Origin of the sequence: Streptomyces sp. NPDC051214, from assembly GCF_040682375.1 — a bacterium.
In the GTDB taxonomy this organism is placed as follows: Bacteria; Actinomycetota; Actinomycetes; order Streptomycetales; family Streptomycetaceae; genus Streptomyces.
In genome coordinates, this window is sequence record NZ_JBFBAT010000006.1 from 21052 (window position 1) to 37918 (window position 16867).

Below are 16867 nucleotides of genomic sequence, written 5' to 3' on the forward strand. Positions count from 1 at the left end.
CGGAGGAGCCCGTCGCCGTCCCGAGCCGCAGGTCCCGGCTAGCCGCCGTACGCCCCGCTGGCCGTCAGGCGCAGTGCCGTGTCGATCAGCGGCACGTGGCTGAACGCCTGCGGGAAGTTGCCGACCTGGCGCTGGAGCCGCGGGTCCCACTCCTCCGCGAGCAGGCCCAGGTCGTTGCGGAGCGCGAGCAGCTTCTCGAAGAGCTTGCGGGCCTCGTCGACCCGGCCGATCATCGCCAGGTCGTCCGCCATCCAGAACGAACAGGCGAGGAAGGCGCCTTCGTCACCCTCCAGGCCGTCCAGGTTCTCCCCGTCGCCGGTCGTCGGGTAGCGCAGGATGAAGCCGTCCGACGTCGAGAGCTCCCGCTGGATCGCCTCGATCGTGCCGATCACGCGCTTGTCGTCGGGCGGCAGGAAGCCCATCTGCGGGATGAGGAGCAGCGAGGCGTCCAGCTCCTTCGAGCCGTACGACTGCGTGAAGGTGTTGCGCTCCTTGTCGTAGCCCTTCTCGCAGACGTCCCGGTGGATGTCGTCGCGCAGGTCGCGCCACTTGTCCAGGGGGCCGTCCGCGTCACCGGACTCGATGAGCTTGATCGTGCGGTCGACGGCGACCCACACCATCACCTTGGAGTGCACGAAGTGGCGGCGCGGGCCGCGGACCTCCCAGATGCCCTCGTCCGGCTGGTCCCAGTGCGTCTCCAGATACCGGATCAGTTTGAGCTGGAGCAGCGAGGCGTAGTCACTGCGGGCCAGGCCCGTCATGTGCGCCAGGTGCAGGGCCTCGGTGACCTCGCCGTACACGTCGAGCTGGAGCTGGTGCGCGGCGCCGTTGCCGGCCCGGACCGGTGTCGAGCCCTCGTACCCCGGCAGCCAGTCGAGCTCGGCCTCGCCGAGCTCGCGCTCGCCCGCGATGCCGTACATGATCTGCAGGTTCTCGGGGTCGCCCGCCACCGCCCGGAGGAGCCACTCGCGCCAGGCGCGGGCCTCCTCGCGGTATCCGGTGCGCAGCAGCGAGGAGAGCGTGATGGCGGCGTCGCGCAGCCAGGTGTAGCGGTAGTCCCAGTTGCGGGAGCCTCCGATGTCCTCCGGCAGCGACGTCGTGGGCGCCGCGACGATGCCGCCCGTGGGGGCGTACGTCAGGGCCTTCAGGGTGATCAGCGAGCGGACCACGGCCTCGCGGTACGGGCCGTGGTACGTGCAGTGGTCCACCCATTCGCGCCAGAAGTCCTGCGTCGCCACCAGGGCGTTCTCGGGCTCGGCGGGCGGCGGCGGCTCCTTGTGCGAGGGCTGCCACGAGATGGTGAACGCGACCCGGTCACCGGGCGAGACCGTGAAGTCCGAGTACGTCGTGAGGTCCTTGCCGAAGGTCTCCGCCGACGTGTCGAGCCACACGGAGTCGGGCCCCGCGACGGCCACGGTGCGCTCGTCGACCTTGTGCACCCAGGGCACGACACGGCCGTACGAGAAACGCATGCGCAGGGCGGAGCGCATCGGCACCCGGCCGCTGACGCCCTCGACGATCCGCACCAGCTGCGGGGCGTCCGTGTCGCGCGGCGGCATGAAATCCGTCACGCGGACCGTGCCGCGCGGGGTGTCCCACTCGGATTCCAGGATCAGCGAGTCGCCGCGGTACGTGCGCCGCGCGGCGGTCGGCGGTGGCGCGTCGGGGCTGTGCGCGGGCCCGAGCCGCCAGAATCCGTGCTCCTCCGTGCCGAGCAATCCGGCGAAGATGGCGTGAGAGTCGAAGCGGGGCAGGCACAGCCAGTCGACTGTGCCGTCCCGGCAGACCAGGGCAGCGGTCTGCATGTCTCCGATGAGTGCGTAATCCTCGATGCGCCCGGCCACGTGCATCTCCAGTCAAACGGCCACGTCGCCCTCTCGGGGCGCTCGCTACTACGGTCAAGGGTTCGCTGTAAAACGAACTGCGCGAGCCTCTTGTTCCAAGAACGGTAGGGGGTGATTGCCGTTGGTCGGTCCGGCTCGGCAGCCAGTGTCCGAGCAGGATACGACGCACCCCGGTGATCTGCGCGCCGCTCCCGGCAACCGGCCTGCGCCGAACGGGTGAGCGCCTGGTGAGGGAGGTGTGACGGGGGTGTCCGAGCGTGGCCGGAAGCAGCCTCGTCCGAGCGCTGATACCCTGGTAGCCCGTGAGCCGGTGGTCCTAGAACCCCCGAACCGCAGCGACGGCACCTCCTCCAAAACCTGGGACGAGGCCGGTACGCACCCTTCAGACCGCGACCACGGGAGCCCCCTCTTGGCCATGCAGACTCGATCCTCTGCGTCATCGACGACCAAGCACATCTTCGTCACCGGGGGTGTCGCCTCTTCCCTCGGCAAGGGTCTGACTGCCTCGAGCCTGGGTGCGCTCCTCAAGGCGCGTGGCCTGCGCGTGACCATGCAGAAGCTCGACCCGTACCTGAACGTCGACCCGGGCACGATGAACCCCTTCCAGCACGGTGAGGTGTTCGTCACGAACGACGGCGCCGAGACCGACCTGGACATCGGCCACTACGAGCGCTTCCTGGACGTCGACCTCGACGGCACGGCCAATGTCACCACCGGCCAGGTCTACTCGCAGGTCATCGCCAAGGAGCGGCGCGGCGAGTACCTCGGCGACACGGTGCAGGTCATCCCGCACATCACCAACGAGATCAAGCACCGCATCCGCCGCATGGCCACCGACGACGTCGACGTGGTCATCACGGAGGTCGGCGGCACGGTGGGCGACATCGAGTCCCTGCCGTTCCTGGAGACCGTCCGCCAGGTCCGCCACGAGGTCGGCCGCGACAACGTCTTCGTCGTGCACATCTCGCTGCTTCCCTACATCGGCCCCTCCGGCGAGCTGAAGACCAAGCCGACCCAGCACTCGGTCGCGGCCCTGCGCAACATCGGTATCCAGCCGGACGCCATCGTGCTGCGCGCCGACCGCGACGTGCCGACCGCCATCAAGCGCAAGATCTCGCTGATGTGCGACGTCGACGAGGACGCGGTCGTGGCCTGCAAGGACGCGCCGTCGATCTACGACATCCCGAAGGTCCTGCACACCGAGGGCCTGGACGCGTACGTGGTCCGCAAGCTGGACCTCCCGTTCCGCGACGTGAACTGGACCCAGTGGGAGGACCTCCTGGACCGGGTGCACAACCCGAACCACGAGGTCACCATCGCGCTGGTCGGCAAGTACATCGACCTGCCCGACGCCTACCTCTCGGTGACCGAGGCCCTGCGCGCCGGCGGCTTCGCCAACCGCGCCCGGGTCAAGGTCAAGTGGGTCACCTCCGACGACTGCAAGACCCCGGCGGGCGCCGCCAAGCAGCTCGGCGACGTCGACGCGATCCTGATCCCCGGCGGCTTCGGCGAGCGCGGTGTCAACGGCAAGGTCAGCGCCATCCAGTACGCCCGTGAGCACAAGGTGCCGCTGCTCGGCATCTGCCTCGGCCTGCAGTGCATCGTCGTCGAGGCCGCCCGCAACCTCGCGGACATCCCCGACGCCAACTCCACCGAGTTCGACGCCGCCACCGCCCACCCGGTCATCTCGACCATGGCGGAGCAGCTGGACATCGTCGCCGGTGAGGGCGACATGGGCGGCACGATGCGCCTGGGCATGTACCCCGCAAAGCTCGCCGAGGGCTCCATCGCCCGTGAGGTGTACGACGGCAAGGAGTACGTCGAGGAGCGCCACCGTCACCGCTACGAGGTGAACAACTCCTACCGCGCCGAGCTCGAGAAGAAGGCCGGCATCCTCTTCTCCGGCACGTCCCCGGACGGCAAGCTCGTCGAGTACGTCGAGTACCCCCGCGAGGTCCACCCCTACCTGGTCGCCACGCAGGCGCACCCGGAGCTGCGCTCGCGCCCGACGCGTCCGCACCCGCTCTTCGCGGGCCTGGTGAAGGCCGCGGTGGAGCGCCAGACGGGCAAGTAACACAAGAGCGATACGGTTGCCGGGGTACGAGCCTTATGAGGCGCGTGCCCCGGTTTCTGTTTGCACGTGTGGGAGGACAGGGCGACATGACGATCAAGGACACCGCCGAGGAGTGGCAGGTCACGGCGACGAAGACGCCCTTCGTGGGGAACAAGACCTCGGTGCGCACCGACGACGTGGTCATGCCCGACGGGTCCGTCGTGCACCGTGACTACCAGGTGCACCCCGGCTCGGTCGCGGTGCTCGCCCTGGACGACGAGGGCCGCGTCCTGGTGCTCAGCCAGTACCGCCACCCCGTCCGCCACAAGCTGTGGGAGATCCCGGCGGGGCTGCTCGACATCCCCGGCGAGAACCCCCTGCACGCCGCCCAGCGCGAGCTCTACGAAGAGGCGCACGTCAAGGCCGAGGACTGGCGTGTCCTGACCGACGTCTACACCACGCCCGGCGGCTGCGACGAAGCCGTGCGGATCTTCCTGGCCCGCGATCTGTCCGAGGCCGAGGGCGAGCGCTTCGAGGTCTCCGAGGAGGAGGCCGACATGGAGCTGGCGCGCGTACCGCTCGAAGAGCTCGTACGCGGTGTGCTCGCCGGTGAGCTGCACAACAACTGCCTGGTCGTGGGCGCCCTTTCGCTGACCGCCGCGCTGAGCGGCGACGGCGTCGACGCGCTGCGTCCCGCCGAGGCGCCCTGGCCCGCGCGCCCCTTCGAGGCCTGAGAGATCCTCCGGTGTGACGATCTGCTGATCCGATCGGGGGACTTGTGCGTGCCGCTCGCCAAGGGAGACACCAGGGCCTGAACTAGGCTCTGGAAGCGTCCCGCCCGGAGTCCCGGCGGGTTCGCGCGCAGGCGGACGGAGCATGACCCGTGACGGATCAGGCGGTCGACACGGACGGTTCGGCGGCGGGCGGCGCGGTGCCGCGGCCCGCTCCGGCCCGGACGTCCGAGGACAGTCAATTCGTCGGCCGGCGCAGGGAGTTGAAAGAGCTCCGCGCCGACATCGACCGCGCGGGGCTCGACACCATCGCGGGCCGCAAGGCGCCCCGGGCGCGCGTGCTCCTCATCGCCGGCCGCCCCGGCTCCGGCCGCTCCGCGCTCGCCGAGGAACTCGCCCGGCAGGTCGCCGACGACTACCCCGACGGGGTGCTGCGCGCCCACCTCAGCGAACCCGACGGCACGCGCGTGCCCACGGAACGCACCGCCCGGGAACTCCTCGACGCCCTCGAGGTCCCCGCGCCGCCGGGCGCCGACGAGGACGAGCTCGCCGAGGTGCTCCGCGAGGCCCTCTCCGGCCGCAGGGCCCTGCTTCTTCTCGACGGTGCCGCGGACGCCGAGCAGGTCGACCCGCTGCTCCCGGACACGCCCGAGTGCCTGGTCGTCGCCGTCTCGGAGGGTCCGCTCACCGGCATCCCGGACGTGCGGCCCTGCACGCTGGGCGGCCTGGACACCGCCGCGGGGGTCGAACTGCTCTCCCGCGCGGCGGGCCCGGTGCGCATCACCGTGGACCCGCGGTCGGCGGAGAGCCTGGTCGAGGCCTGCGCCGCGCACCCCGCCGCGCTCGTCCTGGCCGGGGGCTGGCTCTCCGGGCGGCCCAAGGCGGCCGTCGCCGACCTGGCCAAGCAGGTGCACGACCGGTCCGAGGACGAGTCCGCTTCCGGCGCCCTCGCCCGCATCTTCGAGCTCTCGTACACCTCGCTGCCGGGCGCCGCCGCGCGGATACTGCGCTATCTCTCCCTCGCCCCGGCCGGCTACCTCGACCCGCACACCGCGTCCGCGCTCGCGGGCTGCTCGGTCTCCGCGGCCCGCACGACCCTGGACGACTTCGTGAAGCTCGGCCTGGTCAGGGCCGTGAATTCGTCCCTTCCGCAGTACGAGCTGCCGGCCTGCCTGCTGCCGCTGCTCCGTGCGCGCACCGAGAGCCAGGACCGGCCCGCCGAGGTGCAGCTCGCGCGGGCCAGGATGCTGGAGCGGACCGTACGCCTCCTCCAGTCCTGCCGGGCGGTCACGGAGCCGGACGACTCGGGCGCCCGCAAGAAGCTCGCCGGGCTGCCGCGCGCCCTGCGCTTCCCCCATCCGGCGGCCGCCTCCGAGTGGCTGCGCGTCCGGCAGCCCGCCCTGCTCGCCGCGGCCCGCCTCGCGGTCGCCGACGGGGAGCTCGACACCCTCGCGCGGCGCCTGATGGCGGCCCTGACGCGGGCGCTGGTCGCCCACCGGGGCACGGAGGAGGCGGCTCCCGAGCTGTACGGCGTACACCGGCTCGTCCTCGATGTCGCCGAGCGGCGCAACCTGCCCCGCGAGAAGGCGGCGGCCCTGCTGAATCTCGCGGATCTGGACGCGCGGACGGGACGCACGCACGAGGCGCTGGGGCGCTATCGGCTCGCGCTGGACGCCGGACGGGAAGCAAATGATCCGTACGCGACCGGCCGCGCGATGGAATCCGTAGGCGGCGCCTATCAGGAGCTGGGGGACTGGTCGCGGGCCTCCGACTGGTTCGGGCGCGCGCTCGCCCAGCGCCTCACGCGCGACGAGCGCGCCGATGCCGCACGGCTCTACGGCCGCATCGGGACGGCGCACACGTACGCGGGCCGTTACGGCGAGGCGCTGCGCAACTGGAGCTCGGCGGTCACCGGCTACCGCAAGGCCGGTGATGTGGCGGGCCAGGCAAGGGCGTTGAGCGAGCTGGCGCGGGTGCAGGAGTACGCGGGGCGGCCCGAGGAGTCGCTGCGCACCTGCCAGGAGGCCGTCGACTGGGCGCGGCAGGCCGGTGACGTACGTCTTCAGGCAGCGCTGCAGCTCAGGCTGGCCGACACCCTGGACCGGCTCGGCGACCCGGCGGCCGCCCGGCTGCACCGCAGTGCCGCCGAGCGCATGCTGGGAACAGGGACGGAGGAGGTCACCGGGCTTGCATCACCAGCTGGAGCCAGACCTTCCGCCTACGAAATCCGTAGCACTATCGCAGAAGATTGATGCATTGAAAGGCTAGACAGCGAGAAGTCCTTCATTAGACTGGCTCCGCCGCGTACTTCCGTGGTGTCTCCGATGCGCCCTCTTGTGTATCGGTATGTAGTGCATTGCCCGAAAAACCCCTGAGCCAAGAGGACCGTGATCGACGTGAAGGTCGGCATCCCCCGCGAGGTCAAGAACAACGAGTTCCGGGTGGCCATCACCCCCGCAGGCGTGCATGAGCTGGTGCGCCATGGCCACCAGGTCGTCATCGAGCGGAACGCCGGTGTCGGCTCCTCGATCACGGACGCGGAGTACGTCTCCGCGGGCGCCGTCATCCTGGACACCGCGGACGAGGTCTGGGCCACGGCCGACCTCCTCCTGAAGGTCAAGGAGCCCATCGCCGAGGAGTACCACCGCCTCCGCAAGGACCAGACCCTCTTCACCTACCTGCACCTGGCCGCGTCCAAGGAGTGCACGGACGCGCTCCTGGAGTCCGGCACGACCGCCATCGCGTACGAGACCGTCGAGACCGCGAACCGCGCGCTCCCGCTGCTCGCCCCGATGTCCGAGGTCGCGGGCCGCCTGGCCCCGCAGGTCGGCGCCTACCACCTGATGGCCGCCCAGGGCGGCCGCGGTGTGCTGCCCGGCGGTGTCCCGGGTGTCGCGGCCGGCAAGGCCGTCGTCATCGGCGGTGGCGTCTCCGGCTGGAACGCCGCGCAGATCGCCATCGGCATGGGCTTCCACGTGACCCTGCTCGACAAGGACATCAACAAGCTCAAGGAGGCGGACAAGATCTTCGGCACGAAGATCCAGACCGTCGTCTCCAACGCCTTCGAGCTCGAGAAGGCCTGCCTCGACGCCGACCTCGTCATCGGCGCCGTCCTCATCCCGGGCGCGAAGGCGCCGAAGCTCGTCACCAACGAGCTCGTCTCGCGGATGAAGCCGGGAAGTGTCCTTGTCGACATCGCGATCGACCAGGGCGGCTGCTTCGAGGACTCGCACGCGACCACGCACGCCGAGCCGACCTTCCCGGTCCACAACTCGGTGTTCTACTGCGTCGCCAACATGCCCGGCGCGGTGCCCAACACCTCGACGTACGCGCTGACCAACGCGACGATGCCGTACATCGTCGAGCTGGCGAACCGCGGCTGGGTCGAGGCGCTGCGCCGTGACCACGCGCTCGCCCTGGGTCTCAACACCCATGACGGCAAGGTCGTTTACAAGGAGGTCGCGGAGTCGCACGGCCTCGAGCACGTCGAGCTGGAGACGCTCCTCGGCTGAACCCGAAGCTGAACCCGACCGCTTTCGTCAACGAAAGTCGTCAATCTCACGCCCACGGCCGGACCTTGAGAGGGGTCCGGCCGTATGCGTATGTCCGTGGACATGGTCAACTCGCCTTGAACGTAACCCTTTAACCGATTCGCACACCCCGGAATCGCGCCGAAGACACGCCGCACACCCTTGACATGGGGGCGTTCGATTGCCGACACATCGGGCCGGGTCCGGCGGATTGTGTTGCTGCGGACCGGTGACACGCCATAGAGTCGCCAACCGTCGGCATGGTGCCACGCTGACCTATCGAGAAATTTCCTGGTCACCAAGGAGGTAAGACGACTTGTGAATGAGTCGACATTTGCTCCCGGGGGTGGTCAACCAGGAATGTCTGAGCGCGGCCAAGGACCCGTGGGGCTCGAGGCTGTCGGCTCCGTCGCTGTCCGCACCTTCGAAGCCCGCCAGAAACCGCAGCCGACGCGAGCGGCCCAGTCGGCCCAGTCAACATCGTCTGCACCCCAGAGCATGGATGGCCATCACGTGAACGCCATGGCCGGCGACCGGAGTGGCGAAAACACCACCCACACCCAACTCGCCGACTACGAGGAACTGCCCCAGGGGCACTTCTACGACCCTGACGCCGAGTACGAGCCCGATCCCGAGTACGCGGCCACGCTGGCCCCGGACGCGGCCCGTCAGCGCCGTGAGCGCATCGGTCCCACGGGACGCCCGCTGCCGTACTTCCCGATCCCGGGACCGCTGACCGATCACGGTCCCGCGAAGATCATCGCGATGTGCAACCAGAAGGGCGGCGTGGGCAAGACGACGTCGACCATCAACCTGGGCGCCGCGCTCGCGGAGTACGGACGCCGGGTCCTGCTGGTCGACTTCGACCCGCAGGGCGCCCTCTCGGTGGGCCTCGGGGTGAACCCGATGGAGCTGGACCTGACGGTCTACAACCTGCTCATGGAGCGGGGCATGTCGGCCGACGAGGTGCTGCTGAAGACGGCGGTCCCGAACATGGACCTGCTGCCCAGTAACATCGACCTGTCCGCCGCCGAAGTGCAGTTGGTGAGCGAGGTCGCGCGCGAGTCCACGCTGCAGCGGGCGTTGAAGCCGCTGATGCAGGACTACGACTACATCGTGATCGACTGTCAGCCCTCGCTCGGCCTGCTCACCGTGAACGCCCTGACGGCGGCCCACAAGGTGATCGTGCCGCTCGAGTGCGAGTTCTTCGCGCTGCGCGGTGTGGCCCTCCTGACGGAGACCATCGAGAAGGTCCAGGAGCGGCTCAACCCCGACCTGGAGCTCGACGGCATCCTGGCCACCATGTACGACTCCCGCACGGTGCACAGCCGTGAGGTGCTCGCGCGGGTGGTCGAGGCCTTCGACGATCACGTGTACCACACGGTGATCGGGCGCACGGTCCGCTTCCCGGAGACCACGGTCGCCGGTGAGCCGATCACGACGTACGCATCGAACTCGGTCGGCGCGGCCGCTTATCGCCAGCTCGCCAGGGAGGTGCTCGCCCGGTGTCACGCCGAGTGAGTCTGCCGGGGGCCGACGAACTGTTCCGTACGACCGGGGGGATGGCGCTGCAGTCGTCGTCCCCGCGACGCCAGGCGAACGGCGAGGCACGGGTGCCGTCGCCGGCCGGCGAGAGCGACGACACCGCTGCCGGTGACGCGCACGGCAGCGGCGCGGAGTCGGACGGCGGTGACGCCGCCGAACACGGCGCCGCCGACGCGGAGTCGGGCGAGTCCCGCAGCCGGTCGGCCACGGCCGAGGGCCGCGCCGCCCAGGGGCAGGGTCAGGCCCAGGGCCAGGAAGGAGCCGCCGCACAGAGCGGCGGCCGGTCCGCGAACGCCTCCTCCACGGCACAGGCGCGGCGACGCGCACGGGCGGCCAACCGGCGGCCCAGCGGGCGCGAGCGGCACGACGAGAAGATCACCGTGTACGTCTCCGCCGAGGAGCTGATGGACCTGGAGCACGCGCGCCTCGTGCTGCGGGGCGAGCACGGCCTCGCGGTCGACCGCGGGCGCATCGTCCGCGAGGCGGTGGCCGTGGTGCTCGCGGATCTGGAGTCCCGCGGGGACGCGAGCATTCTCGTACGACGGTTGCGCGGGCGGTAGCGGTAGCGTTCCCGCCGATGCCCCTGAACGACGATTCCGCACCGGCCGCCCGTCGGCGTGCGCTGGGGCGCGGCCCGGGTGCGGCTCCCGCGGAGCCCGCGCCGGAGCCGGATCCGATTCCCGAACCGGAGCCGGCCCCTGAGCCGGAGTCCGAGTCGGCCCCCGAGCCGGAGCCCGCGCCAGACGACGGGCGGTTCAAGGTCCGTCTCGCCAACTTCGAGGGCCCCTTCGATCTGCTGCTTCAGCTCATCTCGAAGCACAAGATGGACGTCACCGAAGTCGCCCTCTCGACGGTGACCGACGAGTTCATGGCGTACATCCGCGCCATGGGGCCCGACTGGGACCTGGATCAGACCACCGAGTTCCTCGTGGTCGCCGCCACGCTGCTCGACCTCAAGGCGGCCCGGCTCCTGCCCTCCGCCGAGGTCGAGGACGAGGCGGATCTCGCGCTGCTCGAAGCGCGGGACCTGCTCTTCGCGCGGCTGCTCCAGTACCGCGCGTACAAGCGCATCGCCGACATCTTCAGCGAGCGGCTCGAGCAGGAGGCGCGGCGCTATCCGCGCACCGTCGGTCTCGAGGCGCACCACGCGGAGCTGCTGCCCGAGGTCGTCATCAGCATCGGCGCCGAGGGGTTCGCCCATCTCGCGGTGAAGGCGATGCAGCCCCGCGCGAAGCCCCAGGTGTACGTCGACCACATCCATGCCCCGCTGGTCTCCGTGCAGGAGCAGGCCGGGGTGGTCGTGGCCCGGCTCCGGGAGCGGGGCGAGCTCAGCTTCCAAATGCTCGTGGAGGACGCGGGGGACACCCTCACCGTCGTCGCGCGCTTTCTCGCGCTCCTTGAGCTGTACCGCGAGAAGGCCGTGGAGCTGGACCAGGAGGCCGCCCTGGGGGAGCTGCTGGTGCGGTGGACCGGCGGGGACGGCGACGGGGAGCCGACGGTGACCGACGAGTTCGACCGCGCGCCCGATGCGCCGGGCGAGACGAGTGAGACGAGTGAGACGAGTGAGGAGACGGCCCCATGAGCCCCACCGGCCCCATGAGCGCGGGGAGCCCCGCGGGAGACCTGGCGGGCGCCGTCGCCGATCTTGAGCTGCGGCCCGCCCTGGAGGCCGTCCTCATGGTCGTCGACGAACCGGCCACCGAGGAGCACCTCGCCAAGATCCTCGATCGTCCCCGGCGGCAGGTCGCCGACGCGCTGCGGGAGCTCGCCGACGAGTACACCGTGCAGCGCCGCGGCTTCGAGCTGCGGCTCGTGGCGGGCGGCTGGCGGTTCTACACCCGGCCCGAGTACGCGGCCGCCGTGGAGCGCTTCGTGCTCGACGGGCAGCAGGCACGGCTCACCCAGGCGGCCCTGGAGACCCTCGCGGTCGTCGCTTACCGCCAGCCGGTCAGCCGTTCCAGGGTCTCCGCGGTGCGCGGAGTGAACTGTGACGGCGTGATGCGGACGCTTCTCCAGAGGGGTCTGGTGGAGGAGGCGGGCGCGGAACCCGAAACAGGTGCGATCCTGTACAGGACGACGAACTACTTTCTGGAGCGGATGGGCCTGCGCGGCCTGGACGAGCTCCCGGAGCTCGCGCCCTTCCTCCCCGAGGCGGAGGCGATCGAGGCCGAGACGCTGGAAGGCGTTCCGTCGTTCGATCCGGACGCACCCGATGCGCCGGGTTACGAGTACACCGAGAGCACAGACGACGACTAACGGAAATTTGATGCGAAGCAGCAACGGCAGGAACAGCAGCGGAAACAACGGCGGGAGCCGTGGTGGCAACAGCGGCAGCCGTGGCAGCAGCGGTGGGCGCGGAAGCGGCGGCGGTCGCGGAAGCGGCGGCGGCGGGCGCGATTACCGGGGTTCGGGCAACAGCCCCGACCGGCAGGGTCGCGGTGCCGCAGGCGGTCGCGACGACCAGGCGCCGAAGCGCGAGAGCAAGCCCCGCCCCGAGGAGCGTCGCTACGACGTGGGCGGCGACGCCAACAGGAAGGGCCGCGGCGCGGCCGCGCGCGGTGGCGCCAAGGGCGGCCCCCGGGCGCCTCAGGGCTCGGACAGGGGCACGCGCCGTGGCGCGGGAGCTCCCGCGACGTCCCGTGAGTACGACGCGCGGCAGGAAGAGCGCAACCGCGAGCGTTACGCGGGCAAGCCGAAGGTCAGCCCGCCCAAGACGTTCCCCGGCGCCGAGCAGGAGGGCGAGCGGCTGCAGAAGGTCCTGGCCCGCGCGGGTTACGGCTCGCGCCGTGCCTGTGAGGAGCTGGTCGAGCAGGCCCGCGTCGAGGTCAACGGCGAGATCGTGATGGAGCAGGGCCTGCGGGTCCAGCCGGAGCGGGACGAGATCAAGGTCGACGGCCTGACGGTCGCCACGCAGTCGTACCAGTTCTTCGCGCTGAACAAGCCCGCCGGTGTCGTCTCCACCATGGAGGACACCGAGGGGCGGCAGTGCCTCGGGGACTACACGAACAACCGCGAGGCGCGGCTGTTCCACGTGGGGCGGCTCGACACCGAGACCGAGGGTGTCATCCTGCTCACCAACCACGGTGAGCTCGCGCACCGCCTCACGCACCCGAAGTACGGCGTGAAGAAGGTCTACCTCGCGCACATCGTCGGCCCGATCCCGCGTGACCTGGGCAAGCGGCTCAAGGACGGCATCGAGCTCGAGGACGGGTACGCCCGCGCGGACCACTTCCGCGTCGTCGAGCAGACCGGCAAGAACTACCTGGTCGAGGTGACGCTGCACGAGGGCCGCAAGCACATCGTGCGCCGCATGCTCGCGGAAGCAGGTTTCCCCGTCGACAAGCTGGTGCGGACGTCCTTCGGGCCGATCGCGCTCGGCGACCAGAAGTCGGGGTGGCTGCGCAGGCTCTCGAACACCGAGGTCGGCATGCTGATGCAGGAAGTCGACCTCTAGGCGGTCCGAGGTCAGTGAAGGCGGCCGGTCCCTGCGGATGCAGGGGCCGGCCGCCTTTTGCCTGTCCCGGGCGAAGTTGCCTGTTGCGGTGCGAGCCCTCCCAGTTTTATAGTCGCTCTGACCATAAAGAAGTGGGGGGATCGTGCAGGGCTACGACAAGTACGCCTTCGAGCCGTTCGCCGTCACCGTCGACCTCGCCGTCTTCACCGTCCGCGCGGGCCGCCTGCACGTGCTGCTCGTCGAACGCGGGCAGGAACCGTACGCCGGACGCTGGGCGCTGCCCGGCGGATTCGTGCTGCCGGAGGAGTCCGCCGAGACCGCAGCGGGACGCGAGCTCGCCGAGGAGACCGGCCTCACCGACAGCGCCGGACTCCACCTGGAACAGCTGCGCACCTACAGCGAACCGGACCGCGACCCCCGGATGCGCGTCGTCTCCGTCGCCTTCGCGGCCCTAGTCCCCGATCCGCCCGCAGTGCACGCCGGCAGCGACGCGGCCCGCGCCGAGTGGCTGCCCCACGGCACTCAGGGGCCGCTCGCCTTCGACCACGACCGGATCCTCGCCGACGCCCATGACCGCGTCCGCGCGAAGTTCGAGTACACCGGCCTGGCCACCGCCTTCTGCCCGCCCGAGTTCACGCTCGGCGAGCTGCGCCAGGTCTACGAGACGGTGTGGGGCGCCGAACTCGACCCGGCGAACTTCCGGCGCAAGGTGCTCGGCACCTCCGGTTTCGTCGAGGCGATCCCCGGTGCCGCGCGCCTGACCGGCGGCCGGGGCAAACCGGCGGCCGTCTACCGGGCGGGCCCGGCCACCGCCCTGCACCCGCCCCTCCTGCGCCCCTCGACCGTCCCCTCGGAAGGAAAGCCCTCATGAAGCGTGCCGCCACCGGATCCCTGATAGGCCTCGCCCTGGGGGACGCGCTCGGCTTCCCGACCGAGTTCAACGACGTGCCGTCGATCCTCGCCAAGTGCGGGCCCTGGCGGGAGATGGAGCTGCCCCGGCCCGCGATCGTCACGGACGACACGCAGATGACGCTGGCGCTCGGCCGCGGCCTGCGGACCGCCATGGACCGGGGGCTGCTCGGGCCGAAGCGGATGGAGCGGCCGGTGCGCGAGGAGTTTGTGGAGTGGTACCAGTCGCCGGAGAACAACCGCGCCCCCGGCAACACCTGCCTCAAGGCCTGCTACCTCCTCAAGACCGGCAAGCCGTGGGAAGAGGCCAGCCAGATCCACTCCAAGGGCTGCGGCGCCAATATGCGCGTCGCACCCACCGGGCTCGCTCCCGGCCTGAGCGACGAGCAGCGGGCGGGCGCGGCCCAGCTGCAGTCCGCGCTCACCCACGGCCACCCGACGGCGCTCGCCGCGTCCGACCTGACCGCGCACGCCGTACGGCTGCTCGCGGAGGGCGCCGAGCCGACGGGGCTGGTCGGGCTGCTGCGTTCGTACGCGTACGAGAACCGGGAGATCTACCACGCGCGCTGGCTCGGCGAGCTGTGGGCGCGGGACGACGACCCGACGCCGGGGATGTTCATCGCCCGGGGCTGGGACGAGTGCCTGGCGGTCCTCGAACGTCTGGAGGGCGCGCTGCGGGACGCCAACCCGGAGACGGACCCCTGTCTGGCCACGGGCGCGGGCTGGGTCGCCGAAGAGGCGCTCGCCACGGGGCTGCTGTGCTTCCTCCAGTTCGTGGACGAGCCCCTCACGGCCCTGCGCAGGGCCGCCTGCACCTCCGGCGACTCCGACTCGATCGCCTGCCTGGCCGGTGCCTTCGCGGGGGCCCACCTGGGCGCGGACGCCTGGCCCGCCGAGTGGGCCGGGCGGATCGAGTACCGGGGGGAACTGCTGGAGCTCGGGGCGCTCTGGGACGGGGAGGGCGCTCAGTTCACCTAGGCCGCCGCCGCTGAAGCGCGGCGCGCGCGGAACAGGAAGTCCGCCACCCGCTCCCGGTCCGGCTCGGCGGGGAGCGGGGTGCGAGTGGCTGCCGAGTCCGCCTCCGCCGCGAGGCGCCGCATCCGGGACTCGACCTCCGCCCAGGACACCTCGCCGCGCTTGACCGCGAGCAGTGGCTCGCGCTCGTCGCCGACGTCGATCGTCAGCCTGCCGGTGCGCAGCAGGTCGCGGCAGCTCGTCAGGAGGCGCAGGAGATGCATGGCGTACTTCCAGCGGGGTGCGCCGTGCAGGCGTACGTCCGCCTCCAGCTTCTTGTGCTGGCCGAGCGCGTAGCCGGCGAACGTGGCGTGGGCCTGGCGGGAGAGGAACGCGTCGCGCAGGGCGAGGAGTTCGCGGCCGGTTTCCGTGAGCTGCTCCACGAGGGGGGAGTGCAGGCACTCCAGGACGTTCGGGTTGGCGCGCAGGGCCAGCTCGCAGAAGCGTTCCAGCTCCCAGCTGAACTGCTCCGGAGCCGGTCCGTCCACGTGCGTGGGCGGCTTCTCGAAACGCCAGAAGAGGGGCGTGGGGGCGAGGAAGACGCCCCTGCGGTCGGTGTCACTGCCGTCCGTGGCCAGGCCGAAGGCGCGCGAGCCCATCACGCAGGCGTAGACGGTGTGGTCGCGTACGAGGTCCAGGTCGGTGTCCGTGGGGCGGTGCATGCCGGGAGCGTACGGCCACCGGCTAGCCGCGCGTGATCGAATTTCCGGTGACCTTGATGCTCTCCGGGGCGAGCGGGCGTGGCGCCGGGCCGTCCGCCACCGAGGCGTCCGCCACGCGGTACTTGCTGCCGTGGCAGGCGCAGTTGATCGTGCCGTCCGCGACGTCGCTGACCGTGCAGCCCGAGTGCGTGCAGACCGCGGAGAAGGCCTTGAAGTCGCCCTTCTCGGGCTGTGTCACCACGATCTTCTTGTCCTTGAGGACCTTGCCGCCGCCGACCGGGATGTCGGAGGTCTTGGCCAACTCCTCGGGCTTGGGCGGAGGCTCGTCCTTCCCGCCGGACTTCGAGGGCTCGGCAGACGTGGCCTCCGACTTCGGCGGCTCCGGTTCCGCCCCCTCGTCCCCGTACTTGCTGCATCCGGCGGTCAGCGCGACCACGCCGCCCGCGGCGAGGACGGTGCGCCGTGACGGCGGTGTGCCGCTCATGTCGTCACCCCGAACGTACGGAAGAACCACAGGGCCGACGTCCACCAGACCACCGTGAGGACCACGAACACCAGACCGCCGATCACCGGAAGCAGCCAGCCCGGCAGCTTCTCCGAGCGCAGCAGCAGCATCTTGGCGCTGAACGCCCCGAAGAAGAAGCAGCCAAGGAGCGAGTGCCACATCACCCGGGACGAGTACGTCTGGTAGCCGAGGGCGTAGAGACAGTGGACCGCCACCGGGACCGCCACCAGGAACGCGATCCGCCCCGACCAGCGGTGCAGCGCCGACGACCAGGACGGCCCCGGCAGGCGCCCGTACACCATGAGCGCCGAGACGATCTGGACCAGCGCGAAGGCGAACGCCGTCGTGCCGAGCCAGGCCTTGACCGCGCTCGTGCTGCTGAACCCGGCCAGGTTGAAGGCGGTGCCCTCGGGGTCGTGCGCCTTGCCGTACACCCCGAGGCCGACCGCGACCGCCCCGGCGACCAGGGCGGGGACGAGATAGCGCGCCGGGTGCGGACGGCGGTGGTCACCGGCTCCCGGGGGCGGGCCGAAGCCGCCCTGGGTCGCGGCGTTCGGGTCGACGCTCATGGCGGCTCCATGGTCGGGGCGGACGGAGCGGGGGGTGCTCAGGGCCTGTCA

General features: G+C 70.9%; 15 protein-coding genes. 11 read left to right on the forward strand and 4 right to left on the reverse strand.

Translation table 11 applies throughout. The annotated features are described in order from the left end of the window. Nucleotides 1-38: 38 nt before the first annotated feature. Nucleotides 39-1844, reverse strand: a complete 1806-nt coding sequence (locus tag AB0M70_RS16690) for a glycoside hydrolase family 15 protein (RefSeq protein ID WP_365820717.1) — start codon at nucleotides 1842-1844, stop codon at nucleotides 39-41. A gap of 415 nt (nucleotides 1845-2259) precedes the next feature. Between AB0M70_RS16690 and AB0M70_RS16695 the strand changes: the two genes are divergently transcribed. From AB0M70_RS16695 to AB0M70_RS16745, 11 genes are all read left to right on the forward strand, one after another. Then, nucleotides 2260-3918, forward strand: coding sequence for a CTP synthase (locus tag AB0M70_RS16695; protein WP_363210704.1), 1659 nt, complete (start codon nucleotides 2260-2262; stop codon nucleotides 3916-3918). An 86-nt stretch (nucleotides 3919-4004) separates the two neighbouring features. Further along, nucleotides 4005-4631: an NUDIX hydrolase gene (locus tag AB0M70_RS16700; RefSeq protein ID WP_365820718.1), complete on the forward strand. Its 627-nt coding sequence runs from the start codon at nucleotides 4005-4007 to the stop codon at nucleotides 4629-4631. Nucleotides 4632-4828: 197 nt separating this feature from the next. Beyond that, nucleotides 4829-6880: a tetratricopeptide repeat protein gene (locus AB0M70_RS16705; protein ID WP_365821125.1), complete on the forward strand. Its 2052-nt coding sequence runs from the start codon at nucleotides 4829-4831 to the stop codon at nucleotides 6878-6880. A gap of 144 nt (nucleotides 6881-7024) precedes the next feature. Beyond that, nucleotides 7025-8140 (forward strand): alanine dehydrogenase, encoded by a 1116-nt coding sequence (ald, locus tag AB0M70_RS16710; protein ID WP_365821126.1) that lies wholly within the window; start codon nucleotides 7025-7027, stop codon nucleotides 8138-8140. 378 nt (nucleotides 8141-8518) lie between these two features. After that, nucleotides 8519-9679, forward strand: a complete 1161-nt coding sequence (locus tag AB0M70_RS16715; protein WP_365820719.1) for a ParA family protein — start codon at nucleotides 8519-8521, stop codon at nucleotides 9677-9679. Further along, the gene (locus AB0M70_RS16720; protein ID WP_365820720.1) at nucleotides 9664-10263 is read left to right on the forward strand and encodes a hypothetical protein; all 600 of its coding nucleotides are present in this window, start codon (nucleotides 9664-9666) and stop codon (nucleotides 10261-10263) included. The genes AB0M70_RS16715 and AB0M70_RS16720 overlap by 16 nt, the downstream gene beginning before the upstream one ends. A gap of 17 nt (nucleotides 10264-10280) precedes the next feature. Further along, nucleotides 10281-11285 carry a ScpA family protein gene (locus AB0M70_RS16725; RefSeq protein ID WP_365820721.1) on the forward strand — a complete coding sequence of 335 codons (1005 nt, stop codon included), beginning with the start codon at nucleotides 10281-10283 and terminating at the stop codon, nucleotides 11283-11285. Then, nucleotides 11282-11959, forward strand: coding sequence for an SMC-Scp complex subunit ScpB (gene scpB / locus AB0M70_RS16730; RefSeq protein ID WP_365820722.1), 678 nt, complete (start codon nucleotides 11282-11284; stop codon nucleotides 11957-11959). The genes AB0M70_RS16725 and scpB overlap by 4 nt, the downstream gene beginning before the upstream one ends. Before the next feature lie 10 nt (nucleotides 11960-11969). Further along, nucleotides 11970-13157, forward strand: a complete 1188-nt coding sequence (locus AB0M70_RS16735) for a pseudouridine synthase (RefSeq protein WP_365820723.1) — start codon at nucleotides 11970-11972, stop codon at nucleotides 13155-13157. A 142-nt stretch (nucleotides 13158-13299) separates the two neighbouring features. Beyond that, nucleotides 13300-14028, forward strand: coding sequence for an NUDIX domain-containing protein (locus AB0M70_RS16740; protein WP_365820724.1), 729 nt, complete (start codon nucleotides 13300-13302; stop codon nucleotides 14026-14028). Next, nucleotides 14025-15044: an ADP-ribosylglycohydrolase family protein gene (locus AB0M70_RS16745; RefSeq protein ID WP_365820725.1), complete on the forward strand. Its 1020-nt coding sequence runs from the start codon at nucleotides 14025-14027 to the stop codon at nucleotides 15042-15044. Before AB0M70_RS16740 ends, AB0M70_RS16745 begins: the two co-directional genes overlap by 4 nt. Here the strand turns inward: AB0M70_RS16745 and AB0M70_RS16750 are convergent. From AB0M70_RS16750 to AB0M70_RS16760, 3 genes are read right to left on the reverse strand one after another with little or no spacing between them, the layout of a single operon-like run. Then, nucleotides 15041-15742, reverse strand: coding sequence for a nucleotidyltransferase domain-containing protein (locus tag AB0M70_RS16750; RefSeq protein ID WP_365820726.1), 702 nt, complete (start codon nucleotides 15740-15742; stop codon nucleotides 15041-15043). The genes AB0M70_RS16745 and AB0M70_RS16750 overlap by 4 nt on opposite strands. Before the next feature lie 22 nt (nucleotides 15743-15764). Next, on the reverse strand, nucleotides 15765-16226 hold the full coding sequence (locus AB0M70_RS16755; protein ID WP_365820727.1) for a Rieske (2Fe-2S) protein: 462 nt from the start codon (nucleotides 16224-16226) through the stop codon (nucleotides 15765-15767). Beyond that, nucleotides 16223-16816: a DUF6529 family protein gene (locus AB0M70_RS16760; protein WP_365820728.1), complete on the reverse strand. Its 594-nt coding sequence runs from the start codon at nucleotides 16814-16816 to the stop codon at nucleotides 16223-16225. Before AB0M70_RS16760 ends, AB0M70_RS16755 begins: the two co-directional genes overlap by 4 nt. Between the last annotated feature and the right edge of the window lie 51 nt (nucleotides 16817-16867).